The following is a 23986-nucleotide window of genomic DNA, read 5'->3' as shown; positions in this document are numbered from 1 at the left end:
AATGTGAGCGCAGCGAATGCTGTTAAGCAGTGACCCGCTTCTTCTCCGCGATCCGACTCCGCCCGTACAGCACAACAATCGCCAGAATCGCCACGGCCTGAGCCGTCAGCGAATAGGCGTCGGCGTGAATCCCCAGCCAGTCGAATTCAAAGAACGCCACCGGTCGCGTGCCGAAGATCCCGGCTTCCTGCAGCGCTTTCACGCCATGCCCGGCGAACACCACCGACAAGGCACAGAGCAGACCGGCGTTGATGCTGAAGAACAGCGCCAGCGGCAGTTTCGCCGAACCGCGCAGGATCACCCAGGCCAGACCGATCAGCAGCACCAGTGCGGTCGCACCACCGGCCAGCACCGCGTCATGCCCGGCGGGACCCGCCTGCAGCCACAGGGTTTCATAGAACAGGATCACTTCGAACAACTCGCGGTACACCGAGAAGAACGCGAGGATCGCGAAGCCGAAACGCCCGCCGCCGCCGACCAGACTCTGCTTGATGTAATCCTGCCAGGCCGCGGCGTGGCGCCGGTCGTGCATCCACACGCCGAGCCACAGCACCATGACGCTGGCGAACAGCGCCGTGGCGCCCTCGAGCAGTTCACGCTGCGAGCCGCTGACGTCGATCACGTACGCCGCCAGCGCCCAGGTGCCAAGACCGGCGAGCAGCGCCAAGCCCCAACCGATGTTGACGCTGCGCACTGCCGACTGCTGGCCGGTGTTGCGCAGAAACGCGAGGATCGCCGCCAGCACCAGAATCGCTTCCAGGCCTTCGCGCAGCAGAATCAGCAGGCCGGAGATAAAGCTCAGCGACCAGCTCAGGCCATCGCTGCCGAGCAGTTCAGCAGACTCTTTCAACTTGCCCTTGGCCGCGTCCAGGCGCTGTTCGGCTTGCGCCACCGGCAAACCGTCCTGCAACGATTGACGGTAGGTCATCAGCGATTTTTCGGTGTCCTTGCGCACGTTGGCGTCGACGTTATCCAGCGAGCTTTCGACCAGTTCGAAACCTTCCAGATACGCCGCCACCGACAGGTCGTAAGCCTGATCGTGATCACCGGCGCGGTACGCCGCCAGGCTCTTGTCCAGCGTGGCGGCGGTGTAATCGAGCAATTGCGCCGGGCCGCGTTTGACCTGCGGCGGTTGCGCGCGCTGGGCACGGAAGCTTGCGGCGACCTGCGGGCCTTCGGCGGCTTGCACTTCGGCCGGCGTCTGGCGTGCCAGATCAGCGATGTTGAAGGTCTTGTCGGACTTGGCTGCGGCCGGGTCGGCACTGAAACCGGCAATGTAGGTCGCCAGATCCCAACGCTGACGGTCGTCCAGTTGATCGGCGAAGGCCGGCATGTCGGTGCCTTCGACGCCTTGGCCGAGGGTGCTGTAGATCGCGTACAGACTCAGATGGTCGATGCGTGCGGCATCGCGCAGGTTGGCCGGAGGCGGCGTCATGCCGAGGCCCGCCGGGCCGTCACCGGCGCCGGTTTCACCGTGACATACCGAGCAGTTCTGCGCGTACAACGGCGCGCCCCGGGTGGGATCGGGAGTGATGATCGGCGCCTGGCTGACTTCATACGCCACCGCCAGTTTCGCCCCCAGTTGCCGGGCCTGACGCGCGACTTCAGCGCCGTCCTGTTTCGCGGTGATGGCGGTGTGCAGCGCTGCGACGCCCTGCTCCAGCTCAGCCTTCTCCGGTTTGGCCGGCAGACCGCCGATCAGCCCTTGCAGCACCTGGGTGAATTCCAGTTGCTCGCGATATTCGCCGTCGTCGACGACCTTGCCCGCCTCGACCGTCGGCGGGTAGTCGGCGCTGATGTAATCGAGCAGGTGCAGCGCCTGCGGGGCGCCTTCCACGGTGTCGGCCAGCAGGCTGGAACTGCTCAAGGCCAACAGAGGGAACACCAGCCAGGCCAGGAATCGGGACGCGGCAGTCATGAATGAGTCTCAAATGGAAATGCGAAGTTACATATTGTTCACTTCGAACGCTTTTCACTCAAGCTCTGTCGATGTCTCGTGGCGTTTTAACGCAGCGCGACGGGTGTGTTGCGGTAATGCTCCAGCATGAATTCGACGAACACCTGTACCTTCAGTGCGACGTGCCGGGCATGCGGATAGAGCGCGTAATAGTGTCGCCGCCCAAGGCTGTAGTTGGGCAGGATTTGTACCAGCCGGCCGCTGAACAGATCGTCCTGCACTGTGGCCCGGGTGAACGCGGCGATACCAACCCCGGCCAACGCGGCGGCGTGCAGCGAACTGATCGAATCGGCCTTGAACCGGCCCTGCACGCGCACGCTGGTGGTGAGTCCACGCGTATCGGTCAGCACCCAGTCACTGCCACCGGCAAACGCCAGTAACTGCTGCTCGGCGAGTTCGCGCACCTGGCGCACCAGACCATTGCGCGCCACATACACAGGCGAAGCCACCAGCAACATGTCCGAGACAGTCAGCAACCGCGCCACTATGGATGAATCGGCCAACGGCCCGCAGATACGCAGGGCCACATCGAAACCCTCGGCGATCAGATCGACGAAACGGTCATCGCAGGACAGGTCCACTTCAATCTCGGGATAGCGCTGCTGAAACGCCGGCAACCAGCTCGCCAGCTCCAGCGTACCGATGACCATCGGTGCACTGATGCGCAGCACACCGCTGGGGCTTTCATGTGCCTGCCCCACCGCCAGTGCGGCTTGATCGAGGCGATCGAGAATGTCCACGCACGCCGCGTAATACTGCTGCCCCGCCGTGGTCAGGCTGAAACCTCGGGTGTTGCGATTGATCAGCCGCGTGCCCAGCTCGCGTTCCAGCTGCTGCAACTGCCGGGAGATGGTCGAGTGAGTGGTGTCGAGGCGCTCGGCAGCGGCGCTGAACCCGCGACACTCGACGATGCAACGAAACGCGCGCATGGCTTGCAGTTGATTCATTAAAGCCCCGGACCTGTTGAGCGCTGAGCGCGCAAGCCTAGCGCAATCCTTGGCCACCCGGCAGCAGCAAAGCGCCCCTATAATGCGTCACCTCCGTGCTTTTGCCGTTCAAGGAAGAACCCGTTGCCATGCGCCATTGCCTGCCGCTCTACCTGCTGCTCAGCCTCATCATGCAACTGAGTGGGTGCGCCGCTTACCGCAATTACGATCAGGAAATGCAGCAGACCATCGATCAAATGGCGCAGGGCAATCTCAACGAAGCGCTTTATCTGATGGAGCTGCACAATCCTTGGGAAGACAAGGATCTGCTGTATTTCATGGAACGCGGCGCGATCCTCAGCGCCGGCACCAACCTGCCAAAAAGCCAGGAAGCGTGGCGCAGTGCTGACCGGATGATTTTTCAGCGCGAAGAAGCCGTGCCCTCCGCAGGCATGAAGTTGCTGACCCGTTTCGGTAATGAAATGGGCACCATGCTGGTCAATGACAAGCTGCAGCGTTACGAAGGCTATGACTACGAAAAAGTCATGCTGACCACCGAAATGGCCCTCAACCAACTGGCGGAAAACGATTTCGACGGGGCCCGCGCCGACATCAAGAAAACCCACGAGCGCGAAACCCTGATCGCCCGCCAGCGGGAGCGGCAATACGAAGAGGCGCAAGAGCAAGCTACGCAACAGGGCATCACCTTGCACTACAAGGATCTGGAAGGCTATCCGGTGGCCATCCTCGATGCCCCGCAAGTGCTTGAGCTGAAGAACGGCTACCAGAGTGCATTCAGCCATTATCTGGCCGGCTTCACTTATGAAGCGCTGGGCGAACGCGCGCTCGCAGCGCCGGGGTATCGACAGGCGATCGAATTGCGCCCGGGCGTGCCGCTGCTCGAAAACGCTTTGCGCAACCTGGACAAACCCGGACCGGCAGCCGATGAAAGCGAGATTCTGATCGTGGTCCAGGCCGGTTTCGCCCCGGCACGCAGTTCGGTGCAAGTGCCGATCCCGGTGCGGCTGAACGAAAACCTGACGATTGTTGCACCGATCTCGTTCCCGGTGATGGTGCCCGACACCCTCACACCTGCCGTGACCCAGATCCTCGTCGACGGTAAAAAGCACCCATTGACCATGATTAACAGCGTGTCGGACATGGCCATCCGCACCTTGCGCGATGACATGCCGGCGATCATCTCTCGCGCCATGTTCCGCGCCAACATGGCCGCCATCAGCCAGGCGCAAAAGAACGAGCGCGATCCGTCCAAGGCGTCGCTGGTGACCGATCCTGATCCTTTTGAAGAGGCTGACACTAGAACCTGGCGCACGCTGCCGGACAAAACCCTGGTCGCCCGTCTGCGCCTGAAAAAAGGCCTGCACCGCGTGCGCTTTCCGTATTTTCGTGCAGAAGACGGGTTCACGGTACGCGTCGACCACAGCCATCAAGTGTTCAACCTGCGGGTATTCATGGGCCAGAACTATTACGTCGGATCGGCATTGGTCCTGCCCGAAACGCCATGAACGAAAGGTGTCAGATAAAGCAGAGGAGTAATGGCACCAAACTAACAAGTGCAATTAAAAAGCTATTACATGGCCAGCATCGCCCGCTTATAATGCCGCGCCCGCGCTATAGCAACGCGGCATAAAAGCTCCTCTGGTAATGAGGAATTGGCAGGAGGCCAGCGCCACTGTCGATGGGTCACACCAGCCCGACCAGCACCGGCGGCTGATGCAGTTACTAGCTCAGGGAAGAAGTACCCCCATGGCATTGCGCACTCCCACCTTGATCGCGCTCAGCGCGGTTACTCTGCTGTCCGGCTGTTCAGCGTTTCGCAACTACGATTCGGAACTGGCCCAGACCAACCAGCAACTGGCCACCGGCAACGTCGACGCCGCGCTGAGCCTGCTGGAAAAGAACAACACCGGTCCGGACAAAGACCTGCTCTATTACTTCGAGAAAGGTGAGTTGCTGCGCGCCAAGGGCGACCTGTCCGGCAGCCAGAACGCCTGGACCAGCGCCGATCAGGTGGTTGGCCAGTGGGAAGATTCGGTCAAGCTCGACACCGGTAAATACCTGGCTCAGTTCGGCAGCTTCCTGGTCAACGACAAGGTGCGTCGCTACGAAGGCTACGACTACGAAAAAGTCATGTTGACCACGCAGATGGCCCTCAACCTGCTGGCGGTCAATGACTTCGACGGCGCCCGCACCGCGATCAAGAAGACTCACGAACGTGAAGCGGTGATCGCCGACCTGCGCGACAAGGAATACCTCAAGAGTGAGGAAGAGGCCGAGAAAGAAGGCATCAAGACTCAGTACAAGGATCTGCAAGGCTACCCGGTTGCCAGCCTCGACGCGCCAGAAGTGGTCAGCCTGAAAAACAGCTACCAGAGTGCGTTCAGTCATTACCTGGCCGGTTTCGTCTACGAAGCCCTGGGCGAGAAAGACCTGGCTGCGCCGGGCTATCGCAAGGCGGCCGAACTGCGCCCGAACACCCCGCTGCTGGAGCAGGCGCTGGTCAATCTCGACAAGCCGACCAAGAGCGACGACAGCGACATCCTGATCGTGGTGCAAAGTGGTCTGGCACCCTCGCGTGATTCGATCCGCGTGCCGCTGCCATTGCCGATCTCCAACAACGTGGTGATCACCCCGCTGTCGTTCCCGATCATCAAGCCTGACACCTCTACCGCACCATTCACGCAGATTGGCGTCGATGGCCAGCAAGTCAACCTGACTGCCCTCAACAGCACCACCGCCATGTCCCGCCGCGCCCTGCGCGATGACATGCCGGGGATCATTTTGCGCACCACCGTGCGCGCAATCACCAAAGGTGTGGCGCAGAAGAAGATCAACGAAACCAACCCGCTGGCCGGTCTGGCCGTGGGTATTTCTTCAGCTGTGCTGGAAGGTGCCGATACCCGTACGTGGCGCACCCTGCCGGACAACACCCAAGTGGTGCGTCTGCGCTTGAAGAAAGGCGAGCACCAGGTCAGCCTGCCGAGCGCCGTCGGCGGTTCGCTGGTCAAAGTCACCGTCGATCAGCGTTATCAAGTGATCAGCCTGCGTGCCGTGGGCAATCAGGTGTTTGCCGGTGGCGTCGCCGCCCACGTCATCCCGAGCGCCGGTGCGACCAACGTCGCCAGCCTCAAACAACCTTAAGAACGGAGTCTTTGCATGCGCTTGAAACTCATCGCCATCGCCGCCCTCGCCGTGCTGGCCAGCGGCTGCGCCACCCCGCCACCCCCTGAGCCGGGCAGCGCCGCGAGCAAGGTCGTGGCCATGGGCCCGCAGAAACACATCGCGGTCGGCGCCATGCGCGTCGCCCGAGAGAACGGCTTCATGACCGTCAATGTGCAGTTGACCAACACCCTCAACAGCAACAAGACGTTCTACTACCGCTTCGCCTGGCTCGGTGCGGAAGGTTTCCCGATCGCCGAGGAAGAAGTCTGGAAGAGCCAATTGATGTACGGCGCTCAGACCAGCTTCATCCAGGGCATCGCCCCGACCCCGAAAGCCGTGGATTTCCGTCTCGAACTCAAGACGCCTTAAGTCCGCCACCCTATTCCTGTTTTAGAGAGCATTCCCATGTTTGCACGCTTTTCCCTGATCGCTGTCCTCGCCCTGCTGGCTTCCGGTTGCGCCAACACCTCGCCGACCCTGGGCAGCAAGAACATCAGCTACGGCGACACCAAAGCGGTTGAAACCGTGACCAACGAATTCGGCTCGACCGACCTGCAAATGATCGCCGAATCGATGACCCGCTCGCTGGCCCAGTCCGGCATTCTGCAGGGCCGCCCGGTTGTGCAGGTTTACGACGTGAAGAACAAGACCAGCGAGTACATCGATACCCGCGAAATCACCACCAGCATCAAGACTCAGCTGATGAAATCCGGCACTGCCCGCTTCGCCAGCGACAACACCGCGATGCAGAGCCAGGTCGATCAGCTCAAGCTGCAAAACCAGAGCGGCCTGTACAAGAAGAGCACCGTGGCCAAGACTGGCAACATGATCGCCGCCAAATACCGTCTGGAAGGCTCGATCAGCTCGATCGTCAAGCGCAGCAGCGACTACAAGGACGTCTTCTACAAATTCAGCCTGCAACTGATCGACGTCGAAAGCGGTCTGGCCGAATGGATGGACGAAAAAGAGATCCGCAAAACCACGGAGCGTTAATTGATGCGCGCATGGATTGGCATGATGGCCCTGGCTTGCGCGTTCAGCGTGCAAGCGGCCCCGAAAGTCGCGGTGACGGATCTGGCGTATCAGGAGCGTGTGGAGCAGTACATCCACATCGTTTCGGCGCAGAACAATTACCGCGAGGGTTACTACAGCTCCAGTGGTTCGTCGAACTACAACGAGCTGGAAGCGACCACCAGCTACATCGAACAAGGTGAGCTGCGTAAATTCACCGGCGACATCAAGGGCGAGATCCTCCGCACCGGGATGTTTCAGCTGGTGCAGGGCACGCCGTACACCGCGTCGTCCAAGGGTGACGTGTACGACGTGATCAAGCGCATCAAGGCCGGCAACTTCAAGGGCGCCGACTACGTGCTGTTCGGCACCGTGTCGGACATCGACTTCACCCAGGACATGAACGAGCTGGCGCACACCGACAGCTATTCGGCGGTGCTGGGCCTGACGCTGGTGGCGGATTTCAGCCTGATCAACACCAAGACCTACGAAATCACCTCGGCCTTCACGGCGATGGGCGAAGCGCAGGACACCAAACTGGTGAACGGTCGCGACATCAAGATCTCGCTGAATCGCCCTCGCGTGGTACGTGAAGTGTCGAAAGCGCTGGGTGAGGACGTGGCAGGGCAACTGAGCATGCAGCTCGGTGGCGGCGGTTACGAGCAGCCGCGTGAGGCGCAGCAGCGCAACAATCTGCCGCGTGATACCGCGCCGGTGATTTTGCACTAGTCGGCTGAGTGAATAACTCTGTGGTGAGGGGATTCATCCCGATGGACTGCGCAGCAGGCCCCTTCTTGTCAGGTCAAGAGCGGGGCCGCTTCGCGCCCCATCGGGGATGAATCCCCTCGCTACAACGGAGTTCACTGGAGAAATCAGTAGGAATAAAAAGGCGACCTCAAGAGGTCGCCTTTTTTGTGCCGGCAGGTTTTACACCGCCGCTTTACGCAACGTCGCCATGAACGCCGCAGCGCCAATGAATAGCCCGGCAAACGTGCGGTTCATGCGTTTCTGCTGCTGCGGTGTACGCAACAGGCGCAGCACCTTGGACGCAAGCCCGGTGTAACCGGCCATGACAATCAGATCCACGCAGATCATGGTCGCACCGATCACCACATACTGAATCAGCAGCGGTGCGTGGGGATTGATGAACTGCGGCAACACCGCCAGCATGAACACCAGCGCTTTGGGGTTGCTGATGTTCACCAGAAACCCACGGAACACCAGCGCCAGCGGCTTGCCGATCGGCCGTACCGCCGCGTCATCGCTCATGTCCATGGGCAGCGCGCGCCACTGCTTGATCGCCAGATAGACCAGATACGCCACACCGAACCATTTGATCGCGTGGAATGCGGTGGCCGAGGCGGTGAGGATCGCGCCGACACCGGCGCCGACAATCGCGATCTGCACCGCCAGGCCGATCTGCAGGCCAAGGGCGTTCCAGTAACCGCGCCAGAAACCGTATTGCAGACCGCTGGACATCGACGCAATGGCGCCCGCGCCCGGGGACAGACTGATCACCCAGCAGGCGGCAAAGAATGCCAGCCATGTTTGAAGCTCCATCGCACACCTCGACTCTGAATCGTGACAGACGTCAAAGCTAATGCGCTTTGGCGCGGATGACTACCGATTTTTGCTGGAGGGTTCGGGCGCGGCTGAGGGCCTCTTCGCGAGCAAGCCCGCTCCCACATTGGATTTGTGTCGATCACAGATCCAATGTGGGAGCGGGCTTGCTCGCGAAGGCGTCAGATCAGACGCCCGAGGACTACTTCTCGAACCCGCTGGAAGGAAACACATCGCTGCCACGCCAACGCCGCACCGAACGTTGGAAGAACAGGCTGTTCGGCACTTGCACCATGGCGCTGCCAGTCCCCAGTTCCTCTGCTTCGATCAACGTGGTGTAGAGCAGATTGATCGCCACCACCCGGCCTTTGACACCCGGCTTGTCGGTGGTGTCCACCAGCTCGACCACATCGCCGAGGCGGAACGGGCCGACGGTGAAGATCAGGATCGCGCAAAGCAGGTTCGACAGCACACTCCACATGGCGAAGAACGCCACCGCCGCCACCGCGACGAAACCCGACAGCGCCGTCCACAACACCGTGGCCGATACGCCGAGGCGCTCCAGCACAAAAATCACCGCGCTGCCCATGATCAGCCAGCGCAATACGCCACGCAGGGGCATCAGCAACTGCGGCGGAAACGGATAGCGCTCGCCCAGGCGGGTGAGGAATCGAGCGACGACACGTTGAGCGAAGTAGCCGGCCAGCAGGATCAGCAGAATCTGCACGCCGAGCCAGATCGGTTCGACCCACACCGCCGGCAGCGGCAGCTTGAACGCTTCCATCAGGACAGCGCCTCCAGCTCCGCCTGCATGCTTTCCAACGTTTCGAGTGCCTCCATCCACGCTTCTTCCAGCTCGCCTTCGCGCACTTTCAGCTTGGCCTGCTCTGCCAGCAGATCACGCAACTCGTTCTTGCGCGCCGGCTCGTAGATGTCGCTGTCACCGAGGCTGGCATCGACCTTGGCGAGTTTTTCGTGGAGCTTCCCCAGCTCGGCTTCGAGCTTGTCGGCCTCGCGCTTGTGCGGTGCCAGTTGCTGACGCAATGCAGCAGCGGCCTGGCGCTGGGCCTTTTTGTCGGTCTTGTCCGGGTTCACCGGGGTGTTGCTGACCGGCGCATTGCGTTGACGGTATTCCACCAGCCAGCGCGCGTAGTCTTCGAGGTCGCCATCGAACTCTTCTACCTTGCCGTCAGCGACCAGGTAGAAGTTGTCGGTGGTGCTCTTGAGCAAGTGCCGATCGTGAGACACCACCAATACCGCGCCGCTGAATTCCTGCAGCGCCATGGTCAGCGCCAGGCGCATTTCCAGGTCGAGGTGGTTGGTCGGTTCGTCGAGCAGCAACAGGTTCGGCCGTTCCCAGGCGATCAATGCCAGCGCCAGACGCGCTTTCTCGCCACCGGAGAAATTCAGCACTGGCTCGTCAATGCGTGCGCCACGGAAATCGAAACCGCCGAGGAAGTCGCGCAGGGTCTGCTCGCGTTCGGTCGGCGCCAGACGCTGCAAGTGCAGCAGCGGGCTGGCCTTGGCATCCAGCGAGTCGAGCTGATGCTGGGCGAAATAGCCAACCACGGTGTTTTCGCCACGGGTCAGGCGCCCGGCCAGCGGTTCAAGCTCGCCGGCGAGGTTCTTGATCAGGGTCGATTTACCGGCACCGTTCGGCCCGAGCAGACCGATCCGCGCACCCGGGGTCAGTTGCAGCTTGACCTTCTCCAGGATGGTTTTGTCGCCGTAACCCAGGCGCGCATTGGACAGGTCGATCAGCGGACTGGAGATCTTGGTCGATTCGCGAAACACGAAATCGAACGGTGAATCGACGTGGGCCGCCGACAGCTCTTCCATGCGCTCCAGGGCCTTGATCCGGCTCTGCGCCTGACGGGCCTTAGTGGCCTGAGCCTTGAAGCGGGCGATGTAGCTTTCCATGTGCGCACGTTGCGCCTGCTGCTTCTCGTAGGCCTGTTGCTGCTGGGCCAGACGTTCGGCACGGGCGCGTTCGAACGCGGTGTAGCCGCCACGGTACAGGGTCAGTTTGCGCTGATCGACATGCGCCACGTGATCGACCACTTCATCGAGGAAGTCGCGGTCGTGGGAAATCAACAGCAAGGTGCCCGGATAGCTTTTCAGCCACTCTTCGAGCCAGATGATCGCGTCGAGATCCAGGTGGTTGGTCGGTTCGTCGAGCAGCAACAGGTCCGACGGACACATCAAGGCCTGCGCCAGGTTCAGACGCATCCGCCAGCCACCGGAGAAATCTCCTACCTGACGATCCATCTGCTCGTTGGTGAAACCGAGACCGGCCAGCAACTTGCGCGCCCGCGCATCGGCGGTATAGCCGTCGGCGCTGTCGAGTTCGGCGTGCAGGCGGGCCAGAGCCGTGCCATCGTGGGCCGCTTCGGCCACGGCGAGGTCACGTTGCACCTCACGTAGACGCAGGTCGCCATCGAGCACATAGTCGACCGCCAGGCGTTCGAGGGTGTCGACCTCCTGGCGCATGTGCGCGATCCGCCAGTCGGCCGGCAGCAGGCAATCGCCCGAGTCCGGGTGCAACTCGCCGCGCAGCAAGGCAAACAGGCTGGATTTGCCGGCGCCGTTGGCACCGATGAGGCCGGCTTTGTGGCCGGCGTGCAGGGTCAGCTCGGCGTCTTCTAGCAGACGTTGCGGGCCACGCTGTAAAGTCAGGTTCTGAAGTCGGATCATAATGGCGGCGGAGTCTACCAGCTTCGCTCACAACTGGCGCGAGTAGCACGATGTCCTCTGACCTGTGGAGCTTTTCCCTTGCCATCTACGCCCGACCGGGCGTGGAACCTGCCTGCCTGCAACTGCAAGCGGCGGGGGCCAATGTCTGCCTGCTGCTGTGCGGTCTGTGGTTGGAACAACGTGGCGTGGCCTGCGACGAACAACGCCTGGAGCAGTTGAAAACGCTGGTGGGGCCTTGGGATGCGGAGGTGGTGCAGCCACTGCGTGCATTGCGCACTCAATGGAAAACCCTGGCCGAGGAAGATCCGGTACTCAAGGGTCTGCGAGAACAAATGAAAGCATTGGAGCTGGAAGCCGAACGGCATCTGCTGTGGCAACTGGAACAGGTTGCGCAGGATTGGCCGCGCGATGACGCATCAGCGTCGGGGGAGTGGCTGGAGAGTCTGACGGGATCGGCCGCCAGCCCGAACCGCGACGCGCTGCAAGTGCTGCGCGTCGCGGCAAACGGCACTTAGGAAGCGCTGGTCGGGTTGCTGCTGGCGCTCGACGCGGCGGCTGGCGTTGGCGCAGTCGTGGTGGTCGAGGTGGAAGCGGCTGGAGCAGGCGCGGCGGCGGCCGGCGCCGGAGCGGCTGGCTTGGCGGCAGGTGCAGTCGCCGGCTTGGCGGCAGCTGGTTTGGCAACGGCCGGTTTTTTCGCGGCAGGTTTGGCAGCTGGCTTGGCGGCTGGTTTAGCGGCTGGCTTTGCGGCTACTGGTTTGGCGGCAGGCTTGGCTGCAGCGGTCGCAGGTTTTGCTGCTGCAGGTTTGGCAGCGGTTTTAGCGGCAGGCTTGGCCGCTGGTTTGGCAGCAACCTTGGCAGCAGGTTTTGCCGCGACTGGTTTGGCCGCAGTCTTGGCTGCCGGTTTTGCAGCGGCGGTTTTCGCGGCAGGTTTGGCAGCCGGTTTTACCGCTACTTTGGCAGCTGGTTTAGCAGCAGCGGTTTTTGCCGGAGCGACTTTGCGCGCAGCAGGTTTTGCTGCTGGCTTGGCAGCCGGTTTGGCCGCTGCAGGTTTGGCAGCGGCAGTACGTGCGGCCGGTTTCGCAGCGCTCGCCGCAGCCGGTGTTTTCACTGCGGTTTTTGCAGCAGGTTTGGCGGCGGTTTTAGCCGGTGCCTTGGCTGCTGGTTTGGCTGCTGGTTTGGCTGCCGGTTTTGCCGCAGCGGTTTTCGCCGGAGCTTTCGCCGCAGCAGGTTTGGCTGGCGCTTTTTTCGCAGGCGCTGCTGCTGGTTTGGCGGCGCGGGAGGACAGCGCTTTGCCGGCGGCCTCTTGCACCCGGCCGACACCCTGGGCCAGTTTCAGGCTTTCCTGGGCATCGCGCTTGAGTTGCAGAATGTAGCCGCGAGTGTCGGACTGACGATCCTTCAACGCATCGAGCAGGTCTTCAAGTTCTTTGACGGCAGCCTTGGCCTTGTTCTGTGCCTTGGCTTTACCGGCAGCAGCGGCGTCCTGCAATTTGGTGCGGGACTTGTGCAGTTTTTCTTGCGCCTTGCCGCGTTGCTTTTCCAGTTTGGCGAGCAGTTTTTCAGCATCAGCCAAGGCTTGGGAGCAAGCGTTTTCCAAATGCTCGAGCAGGCTGCCCGAGAGTTGTTGGAGTAAGTGCAACGGAGTGTTTACAGGCTTCTTGGTGGCCGACATGGTTTACCTCCTGGCTGACGTGAGTGCGGCTCATACTAGACCTCTGCAGTTACCGCCGCTAGGTCATCTTGACAGTAACGAAACCGTTGCGTTGCAACGAAGCGAAAATGTTCTTCAACAAGTCAAAAGCAGTTCACCGTTGCAGACCTTCGCGCTGGCATAATCCACCGCAATTCAGGACGGAGAGAGCTCATGTCGCGCTACCTTTTTTTATCCCTCTGCATGATTTTTTCAGCGGCACACGCCGACGAAAAAACCACCGCGAACGACGCTCACGATCTGGCCTACAGCCTCGGCGCCAGCCTCGGTGAGCGGCTGCGCCAAGAGGTGCCGCAACTGCAGATTCAGGCACTGGTCGATGGTTTGCAGCAGGCCTATCAAGGCAAGCCATTGGCACTGAGCGAAGCACGGATCGAGCAGATCCTCGCCGATCATGAATCGCAAAACGCCGAGCACTCATCGCTGCCGTCGAGCGACGCCGCGATGGAAAACGAACAACGTTTTCTCACCGCCGAAAAAGCCAAACCGGGCGTGAAGCAACTGGCTGACGGCATCCTGCTGACCGAGCTGACACCGGGCACCGGTGCCAAGGCCGGCCCCGATGGAAAAGTCCAGGTGCTGTATGTCGGTCGGCTGCCGGATGGCACGGTGTTCGACCAGAACACTCAGCCGCAATGGTTCAGCCTCGACAGCGTGATAGCCGGCTGGCGTTCCGCGCTGCAGAACATGCCGGTGGGTGCCAAGTGGCGACTGGTGATTCCATCGGATCAGGCCTATGGCGCCGACGGTGCGGGCGATCTGATCGCGCCGTTCACACCGTTGGTGTTTGAAGTCGAATTGCGCGGTGCAACGAGCTGACCGACGCCGATTCGCCGGCATAAAAAAACGCGGTGCGCTTTCGGCGCATCGCGTTTTTTTTTGCCTGAGAAAACCAATCAGGCCTGAGCGGTATCTTCTTCCTTGTGTGCCGTGTGCAACACTTCAATCAGGCAGTCTTCAAGTTCGAAGCGTTCGTGAAGCAGGCCACCGAGCTCCTTGAATTTCTCCGCAACGCATTTGCCTTCGTCGCAAAGGTCGTTGAACGCGAGGAGTTTTTCGGTGATGACGTCGATGCGCGGGTAGATTGTCTCGGCCAATTCCAGACCGCGCGTGTCACCGAACGCCTTGGCTTCACCGGTCAGCTGTTCGTAGATCTCGAAGTGCCCGGCCGAGACGTAATCGACCAGCACGCCGCAGAATTCAAGCAAGGGTTTACGGTTCTCGGACAGAGCCTGTGGTTTGTCACCCAACTTGTCGTAGGCACCGATCAGATCTTCACGCTCTTGCAACCAGCGGTCGATCAGCAGATGAACTCCACCCCAGCGTTCCTGAGCATTCTGACAACTTTCGAGCATGGCGATCTCTCTTCCCTTGTGGGTCATGCTGCTCTACACCCGCGCCCCTCTTCTGGCTGTTATCGCTTGGGGGCCGACCGGGCAGAGCGTCATCGAGCAACATAAATCCAATGACACGTGCGGGCCAGATTATGCCCGCACGCCTATGGCTTCAAGGTACGCAGGAGATAAAGTTCATACAAGTGTTTAATCCCTGACCAGCGTGCGGTGCGACGCTTCGCCGCTGAGCGGTCGCTGCAGAGCGCTCCAGACCAGCCGCAGCAATTGATAGACCGCCAGGATCGACATCGCCACAAAGAACAGCAGGCTCCATTCCGGGATGCTCAAATCGAACAGCGTCCAGGAAATTTCTGCGCAATCTACACCGCCCCTAAGCATCCGCAACGTTGCACACAACCACGGCAGGTTGCTGAACAACGCTTCGGCATCAGGCGCGCACCTCGCCATCTGCATCAACGGGTCACTCTGCAACAATACCTGTCGCCAGGCCGCCGTAGTCCCGCCCAGGCTCAGGCCAAGCGCGGCGACCCAGTACAGCGACAGGCCGACACGCCGTGGGCCGTGGACCGCCGCCAACCCGCAACAGAACGTCAGCAACGCCATGAAAAACCTTTGCGCCAGGCACAGGCTGCAGGGCGTCAGCCCGACCGCATACTCGAGATAATAGGAAGCTCCCAGGGCCATGGCCCCTGCAGTGAAAGCCGTGAAAAACAAGGAGCGTGAACAGGCCAACGACATGGCTTTTCCGTAACAGTGGAGACAGGCAGTTACGGTAGAGGAAAGCTTGTCAGCCTTTCAAGGCGGGGCCTTGGCGACAGTTCACCAGAAGTGTAGGGAAAACCCGACAGGTGCGAGAGGAATAGATGTAGTCCGTTGTAGGACTTTGCCCAAGACGCCCGCCACAGGTAATTTTTCGCTCACTGAACGTTAACGAGGGAGCATGCTCCCTCGCGATATCAGGCGTGAACCGGCACCGGCAACGGCGCGGCCAGCAGACGCTCATCCAGCAATCCGAGACCCTCCTGGAACAGCTGGTTACTGCGCTCGGTGTCACCCAGTTGCGCAAGCAGACGTGCCAGCTCAGCGCAGGCTTCAGGGTTACGCTGCACTCGCAGACTGCTTTCCAGGTAATCCCGTGCCTTGCCCCACAAGCTGGCTTGCAGACAGAGACGACCGAGGGTCAGCAACAGGCTCGGGTCAGCAGGATGTTCCTTGAGCCAACCTTCGGCGGTCTGCAACTGGCGCGCCGGGTCGCTGCCGCGCACCAGGCCATACAGACGCGCGAGATGGCTGTCGTACTTGCGCTTGAGGGCACTGCGCAGGATTTCTTCAGCTTCGACCTGAGCACCCAACTGACGCAATTGCTCGGCGTATGCCAGCACCAGCGCCGGCTCCTGACGCTGCGCGGAGGTCAACTGCTCCCAGGCACGGGTGAGTGACTGCAGACCGACCTTGCCGTCCTCGTCCCGATGCGCTGCCAGAGACAGGTTGTTGCCCCAGGCACGACGTTCCAGTTCAGCCAGTTCGGCCGGCGGCAGCACCTTGTCCTTGCGCAGTTCCGGCAACAGGCGAATCACCGCCGACCAGTCGCCGCGCTGCTGATGCAGACGCTGCAACTGTCGCAAGGTCTGCACGTTATGCGGATGTCGCTCGTGCATCGCCTGCAGGGTCACCAAGGCGCCGTCGGTATCACCACGATCGGTCTGCAACTGCGCATGACTCAAGGCAATCGCCAATTCGGCCTGCGGCTGGCGCTCCAGCGCACGTTCAAGCAGGTGATCACACTCTTCGTACTTGCCTTGTTCGTTGGCCGCGCGTGCCGCGCCGAGGTAATACAACAGCGGCTGGCGCTCGGCCTCGGCGGCGCGAGACAGATGACGTTGCGCGCTGGCCCAGCGACCTTCGGCCAGATCCAGCTGCCCGTGTTCGATGGCCACCTGCACCCGCCGGCTGCGGTTGCGGCGCGACCATGGATTGACCACGCCACTGGAGGCCATGACCAGCTCGACCAAGGCCTTGATCCCCCAGATCAGCAGCCACAACACCGCGATCAGGCCCAGCGTGGCCCACAGACTGGCCTCGTAGCGGAAGCTCTTGTAGGCAATCAACACGTACCCGGAGTGCTCGGCAATCGCCAGGCCCAGTGCCGCCGTCGCCGCGATCACCAGAAACACGATCACATACAGGCGTTTCATGGCGTGGTCTCCTGCGCGGTATTGGCGGCAGGTTTGGCGAACGGTTTGACCGATTCTTCAGCGTTGACGTTACGGCGCTCCAGATAAGCCTGCACCGCACTCAGCGTGCCGGTCAGGTCCGGCGTCTTGACCGTGACCGGTTGCTTGCTCAGCTCGGCAACCTGTTCAAGCATGATTTTGCTCTGCGGATTGTCCGGGTTGAAATTGCCCGTGAGCACATCCCGCGCTTCGGTCAGTGCCTGGGTGTAGACCGGTGCCTGGCCATTGAGCGCCGCCCATTGCGCTTGCTCCAGCGCGAGACTCAGGGCAAGGCGCACCTGGCTCAGACTTTGCCCGGCCAGCAGTGGCTTCACGTTCTTGTCGGCATTGAAATCGATGCGGATGTAACGCGACACCTGATCCCACCACTGCGCCCAGCGACTGGCGCCATCGCCGTCAGCGGTCAGGCCCAGCAGCGACTCGCCGCGATCCTTGTACTCAGGCGCCAGCTCGGTCAGTTCGATGACCTGATCACGCAAGGCACCGATGCGCAGGAACAGACCGGTGCGATCCGGCTGCTCGGTGCTGCGCAGCGCGACGAGGGTTTTCGCCACTTGCTCGCGGGCGGCGAACGAGCCGGGATCGTTCTGCTCACGCAGAATTTCGTCGGCACCCTGCACCAGCGCCTGGGCGCTGCTGATGTCCTGCAAGGCCGACAGACGCAGGCTGGCCAGACGCAGCAGATGCTCGGCCTCGGCCAGACGCCAGTCCTTGCGGCTGGCACCGAGGACGGTTTCCAGACGCTGGTTGAGACGCTGCTGATCCCCCTGCAGTTGCGTCACCAGACGCTGACGTTCGGCGAGTTCATCGGCACCGGGCAATTGCGCGAGGCGCTCGGTCAGGCGCTGTTCGTTGAGCTTGAGGCTCTGCGCCTGATCGTTCAGTGCCTGCACCTGGCCTGACTGTTGTGCGGTGTTGCTCTGCAGGTGACGCACCTGCCAGACACCCCAGCCACCGATCGCCACGCCGGCAGCGCCGAGCAACAGGGCGACAATGGCCAGTCCGTTGCCTCGGCGCGGCTCTTTGGCCGGCGGTGGAGTTTCAACCTGGGCATCGATCACAGGCTGGACATCATCTTTAGGCAAGGCTGTTTCGCTCACGTATCCATCCTTTGCATTAGAGAACGGGCACGGGATGCTCCCGTAACGCCGTCAGCAAAGCCGCGGCATTCGCGCCGCGGCAATCCACAACTGTTCGGGCCCCGGCGGCATGTGCCAGCTCGGCAACCCTTGGGCTTGGCACAAACAACGGCAACTGCGCAATTGAAAGCCAGGCATCGCCGGCCATCTGGCGCAAGTGCTCGAAACCCTGTCCACTGCTGACCACCAGCCCGTTCAAGCGTTCCGCTGCAATCCGCTGCGGCAGCTCTTGCGGCGGGTAGGCTGGCAGGTCACGCCGATACAACTCCAGATACTCGACACTAGCACCAAGCGCGCGCAGGCGCTCGGCGAGCAGCTCGCGGCCACCCTCGCCACGCAGGATCAGCACCTGCGCGCCGGGCTCGGTGACCGCCTCGCGCAGACGCGGCAATTGCAGCAGGGCTTCACTGTCATCGCCGTCGGCGGGACAGTGCACATCGAGACCGTGATCGCGAAGAATCTGCGCAGTCGCCGCACCGACGCTGAACCACGGCATCGACAATGACTCAGGTCCATAAGCGTCCAGCAGATCAAGCGCAATCCGCGCCGCCGGCTTGCTGACCACGATGACCGCGCTGCAACCCGGCAGCTGCGCCAGCGCCTGACGTATCTTGTCAGAGACCGGCAGCGGCGCGATGTCCAGAAGCGGCAGGCAACTGCTGAAAATCCCCTGTCCGGCCAACACCGCGGCCAGCGCCGCACAGTCATCCGCAGGGCGCGTCAGCAGCAGGCGCCAGCCAGTCACTCGTGACCTGCCTCGCCATACACCGCTTTGAGAATGTCGTCGGCACCCTGGCTGAGCAAGTCTTCGGCAACCTTCACCCCCAGCGTCTCGGCATCGGCACGCGGCGCGCGCGCCTCGGCGCTGAGCAGCTTGCCACCGCTCGGTTCGCCCACCAGACCACGCAACCACAACTGCTCACCTTCAAGCACGGCGTAGCAGGCGATCGGCACCTGGCAGCCGCCATTCAGGTGTTTGTTGAGGGCACGTTCAGCGGTCACGCGCGAAGCGGTGTCGGCGTGATGCAACGGTGCGAGCAAGGCGTGGATTTGCGTGTCGGCGCTGCGGCATTCGATGCCGACAGCGCCTTGGCCACCGGCCGGCAGACTGTCGTCGACGCTGATCGCAGAAGTGATGCGCTCTTCGAAACCGAGGCGGATCAGGCCGGCCGCCGCGAGGATGATCGCGTCATATTCGCCGGCATCGAGCTTGGCCAGACGGGTATTGACGTTACCGCGCAGGAAGCGGATTTCCAGATCAGGACGACGGGTCAGCAGTTGCGCCTGACGCCGCAGGCTGGAGGTGCCAACGATGGCGCCGGCAGGCAGCGCATTGAGGCTGGCGTAGGTATTGGAAACGAAAGCATCGCGCGGGTCTTCGCGTTCGCAGATACAGAACAGGCCAAGGCCTTCGGGGAAGTCCATCGGCACGTCTTTCATCGAATGCACGGCGATGTCGGCTTCGTTTTCCAGCAGCGCGGTTTCCAGCTCCTTGACGAACAGGCCCTTGCCGCCGATTTTCGACAGCGGCGAGTCGAGCAGCTTGTCGCCGCGACTGACCATGGGCACCAGCGTCACCAGCAGACCCGGATGGGCCGCTTCCAGACGGGCTTTGACGTATTCGGCCTGCCAGAGGGCCAGCGCACTTTTACGGGTGGCGATGCGGATTTCGCGAGAGGACATGGATCAATCCGTACTGAATAGATACGGCGGATAATAACAGCTCAGCCAAATCCACTTTGACTTGAATCAGAAACGGCGTGGCCTCCCTGGCCTGCAATGCCCGGCAGAAGAAAGTGCAACCGTGCGCGAAGGCCGGGTCAGAGGCCCTGCATCATCTTGCGCACACCGGCCACATGCCGGCGGCTGACAATCAGCGCATCACCATTGAGGCCTTTGAGGAACAGCTGGAAATGCCCCAGCGGTGTGCGTTGCAGACGCTCGATGCGGTCGCGGGCGACCAGCGCGTTGCGGTGGATGCGCACGAAACGCTCGCCGAATTCGTCTTCGAGGGCTTTCAGCGGCTCATCCAGCAGCACCTCGCCGCTTTCATGGCGCAGGGTCACGTATTTGTGATCGGCAATGAAATAGACCACCTGATCCAGCGGGATCAGCTCGATGCCTTTGCGGGTGCGGGCGCTGATGTGACTGCGCGGGCCATTACCGCTTTCGGCGGCGGGACGGGTCAGGGCCGAGAGTTGCGCCCGGTTGGGACGTTCAGCCCGTTTCAGGGCGTCATGCAGATGTTCGGTTCGCACGGGTTTCACCACATAGCCCACGGCGCTGGCCTGCAGGGCTTCCACGGCAAATTCATCGGGGCCGGTGCAAAACACCACGGCCGGCGGCGTTTCGCGTTCGCACAGACGGGCAGCGACTTGCAGGCCATCAAGGCCCGGCATGCGAATATCGAGCAGCACGATATCCGGCTTGTGGCTGTCGATCAGCGCCAACGCCTCTTCGCCATTCGTGGCGCTGGGCTCCAGGACTGTATAACCCTCGAGCTCGCTTACCATTCGGCTTAGGCGCTCGCGAGCCAGTGGTTCGTCATCAACGATCAGGACATTCATATTGCGCTGGATTCCTGCGTGAGTCTCGCACAAGGATAGCGTAGACAGGTGAAGTGACGTCCGTCACCGCGATCCACGCTAAGACTAGCCCGAGCGCCAAAAAGTGCCGTACGTCGGCCAGCAATATTTGCCAGTGTCCGGGTCGTACCGCTCAAAGCCCGCTGTTTCCTGCGTTTTTCACGGGGTATGCCAAAGGACAAAACCACCCACCCCCTCTTCTTATAGTCGGCGTCCGGACCTTTGTGCGATCCGCAGTCGCGCCGACCCTTATGTCCAACTGTAGACGCTTGCCGGGCCGATATTGCTCAATCGAAAAATATCCTTGCGCAAATCCCCCGCAGACGGCGCCGACTATGAATGAGCAGATGAGAAAAAAACGTATCGACCGGTGTCAGCGACAGGATTGGCAACCCTGTTATTATCCGCGCCAGCGTTTCACGCCTTCTTTCTTCAAGCCGATACGAGCGAATTCATGAGCACTGACAAGACCAATCAGTCCTGGGGCGGCCGCTTCAGTGAACCCGTCGACGCCTTCGTCGCCCGCTTCACCGCCTCCGTCACCTTCGACCAGCGCCTGTATCGCCACGACATCATGGGCTCGATCGCCCACGCCACCATGCTGGCCAAGGTCGGCGTGCTGACCGATGCCGAGCGCGACAGCATCATCGACGGCCTGAAGACCATTCAGGGCGAAATCGAAGCCGGCCAGTTCGACTGGCGCGTCGACCTCGAAGACGTGCACATGAACATCGAAGCGCGCCTGACCGACCGCATCGGTATCACCGGCAAGAAACTGCACACCGGGCGCAGCCGCAACGATCAGGTCGCCACCGACATCCGTCTGTGGCTGCGTGACGAAATCGACCTGATCCTGGCCGAGATCACCCGCCTGCAAAAAGGCCTGCTGGAGCAAGCCGAGCGTGAAGCCGCGAGCATCATGCCCGGCTTCACTCACCTGCAAACTGCTCAGCCAGTGACCTTCGGCCACCACATGCTGGCCTGGTTCGAAATGCTCAGCCGCGACTACGAGCGTCTGGTCGACTGCCGCAAGCGCACCAACCGCATGCCACTGGGCAGCGCCGCGCTGGCCGGCACCACCTACCCGATCGACCGCGAATACACCGCGCAACTGCTGGGCTTCGACGCCGTCGGCGGCAACTCGCTGGACAACGTTTCCGATCGCGACTTCGCCATCGAATTCTGCTCGGCCGCCAGCATCGCGATGATGCACCTGTCGCGTTTTTCCGAAGAGCTGGTGCTGTGGACCAGCGCGCAGTTCCAGTTCATCGATCTGCCTGATCGCTTCTGCACCGGCAGCTCGATCATGCCGCAAAAGAAAAACCCGGACGTGCCGGAACTGGTTCGCGGCAAGACCGGCCGCGTGTTCGGCGCACTGATGGGCCTGCTGACCCTGATGAAGGGCCAGCCACTGGCCTACAACAAGGACAATCAGGAAGACAAAGAGCCGCTGTTCGACGCCGCCGACACCCTGCGCGATTCGCTGCGGGCGTTTGCCGACATGATCCCGGCGATCAAGCCGAAACACGCGATCATGCGTGAAGCGGCGCTGCGTGGTTTCTCCACCGCCACCGACCTGGCGGACTACCTGGTGCGCCGTGGCCTGCCGTTCCGTGACTGCCACGAAATCGTCGGTCACGCGGTGAAGTACGGCGTCGACACCGGCAAGGATCTGGCCGAGATGAGCCTGGAAGAACTGCGTCAGTTCAGCGACCAGATCGAGCAGGACGTGTTCGCCGTGCTGACCCTGGAAGGCTCGGTGAATGCCCGTGACCATATCGGCGGGACGGCGCCGGCGCAGGTCAAGGCAGCGGTGGTTCGCGGTCAGGCCCTCATCGCCAGCCGCTAAAGGTCAAAAGCTTCGCGAGCAGGCTCGCTCCCACATTTGGATTTTTGTTAAACACAAAATTTGTGGCCGACAAAAATCCCCTGTGGGAGCGAGCCTGCTCGCGAAGGCTTCCCTTCAGAGCGCTATAAAATTCACTTCTTGGCAGCGATCATCGCCAAAAACGCCGGCATCGCCGCCTCTTTGTCCGCTGCAATCTTCTGCACGTGCGGATTCTGCTCAAGCCGCTCCAGCAGCGCCTTGGCTTTCGGCATCTCTGCCAACAAATCGATCCCGAACAGTTTCTGCCCGACCGCACACGCCAGCGGCACGCTGTACAGGAAATACAAATCCGCGATGCTCAAACTGTCGCCCGCCACGTACGGGGCGAATTTGCCGTGGCGGCCCAGCGCCGCGAAACCCAGCAACAGCTCGGCTTTGGTTTTCTCCTTGATCGCCTCCGGCACCGGCGAGCCGAAGAACGCCTCACCATAGCAGGCGCGGCCCGGCAGCTCGATGTACAACTCGATTTCCTTGGCGATCGCCAGCACCTGCGCCCGCTCGAATGGATCGCTCGGCAGCAGCGGCGTGCCTTTCTGGGTCTGTTCGAGGTATTCGAGGATGATCGCGGTTTCGTTGATGAAACCCGCTTCGACGCCCAGCACCGGTACTTTGCCGCGCGGGCTGATCGCCAGCGATTCCGGGGTCGGCGTCGGGTAGAACGTCACCTCTTCGAACGCCAGGCCTTTTTCCAGCAGCGCCAGCTTGACCATGTTGTAGTAGTTGCTGACAGCGAATCCGTAGAGCTTGAACATCACATAGCCTCCAGGCCGTGCGGGGTGGGCAGGCACTGTTTATAGATCGCCGGGCTCGATCCTGCCAGCAGCATCACGCCGCTGAATGCGGGTAAACTGGCGCCTTTCCTTGAGGAGCCTGCCATGAGCGAGCCGACTGACATCGACAATGATGAAGAAGAGTTCACCGAATCGACGCTGATCGAAGCGATCGAGAACCAGATCGAAAGCGACAACCCGCCAGCGGCCAAGGCAACCTTCAACAAGCTGACGCTGGTCGGTTACGAGCGTGATGACATCCTGAATCTGATGGCCCACGTGCTGGCCTACGAAATCGACGCGATGCTCGACGAAGACCGCGCGTTCAATACCGAGTGGTATGAAACCGCGCTGCGTGCATTGCCTGAGCTGCCACCGGAAAAGCAGTAGGCCAAGCACATCCCCCCTGTGGGAGCGAGCCTGCTCGCGAATGCCGTGCATCAGCAAAGACAACGCTATATGACACATCGCTTTCGCGAGCAAGCTCGCTCCCACACAATTTGTCACCCATCCATCCAGCCATCTCTCCGGCCCCTACTACACTGGAATCCGCCTCAAGACAAAATCCCTGATCTGAGCACTGGACATGCCGCAAAAGCGGGTTCACCTTAGGGACGCTGTCGTCCAATTCCTAGAAAGTCTGGAGTCCTTATGTCGCTTACCCCTGAGCTGGTTGCCGAACTGGAAGTCCTCGCACTCTTTCCCCTGGACAGTTCCCAGGAAGGTTTGAAAATTCATCAGACCGCTGCCCCGAAACATATCGCCGCCGCCAAACGCCTCTTCGAGAAAGACCTCACCGACCAGCCCGATGGCGGGTATCTGACCAGTCTGGGTCGTGATGCCGCGCAAAATGTGCAAACCGTGCTGACCATTCTGAGAGAACAGGAAACCGCCTGATTTTTCCCGTCTTCGCCCACGGGAACTCCTGCCACGGGATTTCCGCGGGCCCGCTTGATCGCTCACCGCTAAAAAT

At 61.4% G+C, this 23986-nt stretch carries 24 protein-coding genes; 10 read left to right on the top strand and 14 right to left on the bottom strand.

The annotated features are described in order from the left end of the window. Positions 1-22: 22 nt before the first annotated feature. Entirely contained in the window at positions 23-1918 is a 1896-nt protein-coding gene (locus CRO59_RS20800) for an FTR1 family protein (protein ID WP_097089542.1), read from the bottom strand. A gap of 86 nt (positions 1919-2004) precedes the next feature. Next, entirely contained in the window at positions 2005-2904 is a 900-nt protein-coding gene (locus CRO59_RS20795; RefSeq protein WP_097089541.1) for a LysR family transcriptional regulator, read from the bottom strand. Positions 2905-3032: 128 nt separating this feature from the next. Here CRO59_RS20795 and CRO59_RS20790 point away from each other — a divergent pair, with 128 nt between their 5' ends. The 5 genes from CRO59_RS20790 to CRO59_RS20770 all read left to right on the top strand — a co-directional run bounded on the left by CRO59_RS20790 (position 3033) and on the right by CRO59_RS20770 (position 7806). Further along, positions 3033-4409 (top strand): COG3014 family protein, encoded by a 1377-nt coding sequence (locus CRO59_RS20790; RefSeq protein WP_097089539.1) that lies wholly within the window; start codon positions 3033-3035, stop codon positions 4407-4409. Positions 4410-4650: 241 nt separating this feature from the next. Continuing rightward, on the top strand, positions 4651-6045 hold the full coding sequence (locus CRO59_RS20785) for a COG3014 family protein (protein WP_097089538.1): 1395 nt from the start codon (positions 4651-4653) through the stop codon (positions 6043-6045). Positions 6046-6060: 15 nt separating this feature from the next. After that, a complete protein-coding gene (locus tag CRO59_RS20780; RefSeq protein ID WP_097089536.1) occupies positions 6061-6435 on the top strand; it encodes a YcfL family protein in 375 nt (124 codons plus the stop codon). Between the two features lie 36 nt (positions 6436-6471). After that, positions 6472-7059 (top strand): penicillin-binding protein activator LpoB, encoded by a 588-nt coding sequence (lpoB, locus tag CRO59_RS20775; RefSeq protein ID WP_003229365.1) that lies wholly within the window; start codon positions 6472-6474, stop codon positions 7057-7059. A 3-nt stretch (positions 7060-7062) separates the two neighbouring features. Then, positions 7063-7806, top strand: a complete 744-nt coding sequence (locus tag CRO59_RS20770) for a hypothetical protein (protein ID WP_027610462.1) — start codon at positions 7063-7065, stop codon at positions 7804-7806. A 198-nt stretch (positions 7807-8004) separates the two neighbouring features. On the opposite strand, the gene CRO59_RS20765 is transcribed toward CRO59_RS20770, so the two are convergent. The 3 genes from CRO59_RS20765 to CRO59_RS20755 form a co-directional block, all read right to left on the bottom strand. Continuing rightward, a complete protein-coding gene (locus CRO59_RS20765) occupies positions 8005-8637 on the bottom strand; it encodes a LysE family transporter (RefSeq protein ID WP_027610461.1) in 633 nt (210 codons plus the stop codon). A 202-nt stretch (positions 8638-8839) separates the two neighbouring features. Next, positions 8840-9421, bottom strand: coding sequence for a mechanosensitive ion channel family protein (locus tag CRO59_RS20760; RefSeq protein ID WP_027610460.1), 582 nt, complete (start codon positions 9419-9421; stop codon positions 8840-8842). Next, positions 9421-11331 (bottom strand): ATP-binding cassette domain-containing protein, encoded by a 1911-nt coding sequence (locus CRO59_RS20755; RefSeq protein WP_097089535.1) that lies wholly within the window; start codon positions 11329-11331, stop codon positions 9421-9423. The genes CRO59_RS20760 and CRO59_RS20755 overlap by 1 nt, the downstream gene beginning before the upstream one ends. Positions 11332-11381: 50 nt before the next feature. Between CRO59_RS20755 and CRO59_RS20750 the strand changes: the two genes are divergently transcribed. Next, positions 11382-11846 carry a TIGR02444 family protein gene (locus tag CRO59_RS20750; RefSeq protein WP_097089533.1) on the top strand — a complete coding sequence of 155 codons (465 nt, stop codon included), beginning with the start codon at positions 11382-11384 and terminating at the stop codon, positions 11844-11846. Here CRO59_RS20750 and CRO59_RS20745 read toward each other — a convergent pair. Continuing rightward, entirely contained in the window at positions 11843-13003 is a 1161-nt protein-coding gene (locus CRO59_RS20745; protein ID WP_096796112.1) for an AlgP family protein, read from the bottom strand. The two genes, CRO59_RS20750 and CRO59_RS20745, sit on opposite strands and share 4 nt — an antisense overlap. Positions 13004-13195: 192 nt before the next feature. On the opposite strand from CRO59_RS20745, the gene CRO59_RS20735 reads away from it, so the two are divergent. Then, positions 13196-13861 (top strand): FKBP-type peptidyl-prolyl cis-trans isomerase, encoded by a 666-nt coding sequence (locus CRO59_RS20735; RefSeq protein WP_097089530.1) that lies wholly within the window; start codon positions 13196-13198, stop codon positions 13859-13861. Positions 13862-13938: 77 nt separating this feature from the next. On the opposite strand, the gene CRO59_RS20730 is transcribed toward CRO59_RS20735, so the two are convergent. The 7 genes from CRO59_RS20730 to CRO59_RS20700 all read right to left on the bottom strand — a co-directional run bounded on the left by CRO59_RS20730 (position 13939) and on the right by CRO59_RS20700 (position 20337). Beyond that, positions 13939-14397 (bottom strand): Rsd/AlgQ family anti-sigma factor, encoded by a 459-nt coding sequence (locus CRO59_RS20730; RefSeq protein WP_027610455.1) that lies wholly within the window; start codon positions 14395-14397, stop codon positions 13939-13941. Between the two features lie 186 nt (positions 14398-14583). Then, positions 14584-15135, bottom strand: coding sequence for a disulfide bond formation protein B (locus tag CRO59_RS20725; RefSeq protein ID WP_027610454.1), 552 nt, complete (start codon positions 15133-15135; stop codon positions 14584-14586). A gap of 218 nt (positions 15136-15353) precedes the next feature. Then, positions 15354-16592 carry a heme biosynthesis protein HemY gene (locus tag CRO59_RS20720; protein WP_027610453.1) on the bottom strand — a complete coding sequence of 413 codons (1239 nt, stop codon included), beginning with the start codon at positions 16590-16592 and terminating at the stop codon, positions 15354-15356. Continuing rightward, entirely contained in the window at positions 16589-17731 is a 1143-nt protein-coding gene (locus CRO59_RS20715) for a uroporphyrinogen-III C-methyltransferase (RefSeq protein WP_027610452.1), read from the bottom strand. Before CRO59_RS20715 ends, CRO59_RS20720 begins: the two co-directional genes overlap by 4 nt. 16 nt (positions 17732-17747) lie before the next feature. Then, positions 17748-18515 carry a uroporphyrinogen-III synthase gene (locus CRO59_RS20710; protein ID WP_097089528.1) on the bottom strand — a complete coding sequence of 256 codons (768 nt, stop codon included), beginning with the start codon at positions 18513-18515 and terminating at the stop codon, positions 17748-17750. Further along, positions 18512-19453: a hydroxymethylbilane synthase gene (gene hemC / locus CRO59_RS20705; RefSeq protein WP_097089526.1), complete on the bottom strand. Its 942-nt coding sequence runs from the start codon at positions 19451-19453 to the stop codon at positions 18512-18514. Before hemC ends, CRO59_RS20710 begins: the two co-directional genes overlap by 4 nt. A gap of 137 nt (positions 19454-19590) precedes the next feature. Beyond that, positions 19591-20337 carry a LytTR family DNA-binding domain-containing protein gene (locus CRO59_RS20700; protein ID WP_003229385.1) on the bottom strand — a complete coding sequence of 249 codons (747 nt, stop codon included), beginning with the start codon at positions 20335-20337 and terminating at the stop codon, positions 19591-19593. Positions 20338-20809: 472 nt separating this feature from the next. Between CRO59_RS20700 and argH the strand changes: the two genes are divergently transcribed. Then, the gene (gene argH / locus CRO59_RS20695; RefSeq protein WP_027610449.1) at positions 20810-22204 is read left to right on the top strand and encodes an argininosuccinate lyase; all 1395 of its coding nucleotides are present in this window, start codon (positions 20810-20812) and stop codon (positions 22202-22204) included. Positions 22205-22335: 131 nt separating this feature from the next. Here argH and CRO59_RS20690 read toward each other — a convergent pair whose 3' ends face one another. After that, positions 22336-22995, bottom strand: coding sequence for a glutathione S-transferase family protein (locus CRO59_RS20690; protein ID WP_097089524.1), 660 nt, complete (start codon positions 22993-22995; stop codon positions 22336-22338). Between the two features lie 123 nt (positions 22996-23118). Between CRO59_RS20690 and CRO59_RS20685 the strand changes: the two genes are divergently transcribed. Together CRO59_RS20685 and CRO59_RS20680 are read left to right on the top strand one after the other, a co-directional pair. Then, the gene (locus CRO59_RS20685) at positions 23119-23403 is read left to right on the top strand and encodes a hypothetical protein (protein ID WP_027610447.1); all 285 of its coding nucleotides are present in this window, start codon (positions 23119-23121) and stop codon (positions 23401-23403) included. 261 nt (positions 23404-23664) lie between these two features. Further along, positions 23665-23910, top strand: a complete 246-nt coding sequence (locus CRO59_RS20680; protein WP_027610446.1) for a TIGR02647 family protein — start codon at positions 23665-23667, stop codon at positions 23908-23910. Positions 23911-23986 lie beyond the last annotated feature (76 nt).

The sequence above is a fragment of the Pseudomonas sp. LAMO17WK12:I5 genome (genome assembly GCF_900215165.1).
Classification (GTDB): Bacteria; Pseudomonadota; Gammaproteobacteria; order Pseudomonadales; family Pseudomonadaceae; genus Aquipseudomonas; species Aquipseudomonas putida_A.
This window is presented reverse-complemented; position numbering and strand designations above follow the sequence as displayed.

Bases quoted from the DNA above. Each gene is read 5' to 3' on its own strand.
- CRO59_RS20725 (WP_027610454.1), bottom strand. From the start codon at position 15,135: ATGTCGTTGGCCTGTTCACGCTCCTTGTTTTTCACGGCTTTCACTGCA.
- CRO59_RS20795 (WP_097089541.1), bottom strand. From the start codon at position 2,904: ATGAATCAACTGCAAGCCATGCGCGCGTTTCGTTGCATCGTCGAGTGT.
- CRO59_RS20700 (WP_003229385.1), bottom strand. From the start codon at position 20,337: ATGAATGTCCTGATCGTTGATGACGAACCACTGGCTCGCGAGCGCCTA.
- CRO59_RS20765 (WP_027610461.1), bottom strand. From the start codon at position 8,637: ATGGAGCTTCAAACATGGCTGGCATTCTTTGCCGCCTGCTGGGTGATC.
- CRO59_RS20690 (WP_097089524.1), bottom strand. From the start codon at position 22,995: ATGTTCAAGCTCTACGGATTCGCTGTCAGCAACTACTACAACATGGTC.
- CRO59_RS20785 (WP_097089538.1), top strand. From the start codon at position 4,651: ATGGCATTGCGCACTCCCACCTTGATCGCGCTCAGCGCGGTTACTCTG.
- CRO59_RS20755 (WP_097089535.1), bottom strand. From the start codon at position 11,331: ATGATCCGACTTCAGAACCTGACTTTACAGCGTGGCCCGCAACGTCTG.
- lpoB (WP_003229365.1), top strand. From the start codon at position 6,472: ATGTTTGCACGCTTTTCCCTGATCGCTGTCCTCGCCCTGCTGGCTTCC.
- CRO59_RS20750 (WP_097089533.1), top strand. From the start codon at position 11,382: ATGTCCTCTGACCTGTGGAGCTTTTCCCTTGCCATCTACGCCCGACCG.
- CRO59_RS20730 (WP_027610455.1), bottom strand. From the start codon at position 14,397: ATGCTCGAAAGTTGTCAGAATGCTCAGGAACGCTGGGGTGGAGTTCAT.
- CRO59_RS20790 (WP_097089539.1), top strand. From the start codon at position 3,033: ATGCGCCATTGCCTGCCGCTCTACCTGCTGCTCAGCCTCATCATGCAA.
- CRO59_RS20780 (WP_097089536.1), top strand. From the start codon at position 6,061: ATGCGCTTGAAACTCATCGCCATCGCCGCCCTCGCCGTGCTGGCCAGC.
- CRO59_RS20720 (WP_027610453.1), bottom strand. From the start codon at position 16,592: ATGAAACGCCTGTATGTGATCGTGTTTCTGGTGATCGCGGCGACGGCG.
- CRO59_RS20760 (WP_027610460.1), bottom strand. From the start codon at position 9,421: ATGGAAGCGTTCAAGCTGCCGCTGCCGGCGGTGTGGGTCGAACCGATC.
- CRO59_RS20680 (WP_027610446.1), top strand. From the start codon at position 23,665: ATGTCGCTTACCCCTGAGCTGGTTGCCGAACTGGAAGTCCTCGCACTC.
- CRO59_RS20685 (WP_027610447.1), top strand. From the start codon at position 23,119: ATGAGCGAGCCGACTGACATCGACAATGATGAAGAAGAGTTCACCGAA.
- hemC (WP_097089526.1), bottom strand. From the start codon at position 19,453: ATGTCCTCTCGCGAAATCCGCATCGCCACCCGTAAAAGTGCGCTGGCC.
- CRO59_RS20800 (WP_097089542.1), bottom strand. From the start codon at position 1,918: ATGACTGCCGCGTCCCGATTCCTGGCCTGGCTGGTGTTCCCTCTGTTG.
- CRO59_RS20745 (WP_096796112.1), bottom strand. From the start codon at position 13,003: ATGTCGGCCACCAAGAAGCCTGTAAACACTCCGTTGCACTTACTCCAA.
- CRO59_RS20770 (WP_027610462.1), top strand. From the start codon at position 7,063: ATGCGCGCATGGATTGGCATGATGGCCCTGGCTTGCGCGTTCAGCGTG.
- argH (WP_027610449.1), top strand. From the start codon at position 20,810: ATGAGCACTGACAAGACCAATCAGTCCTGGGGCGGCCGCTTCAGTGAA.
- CRO59_RS20735 (WP_097089530.1), top strand. From the start codon at position 13,196: ATGTCGCGCTACCTTTTTTTATCCCTCTGCATGATTTTTTCAGCGGCA.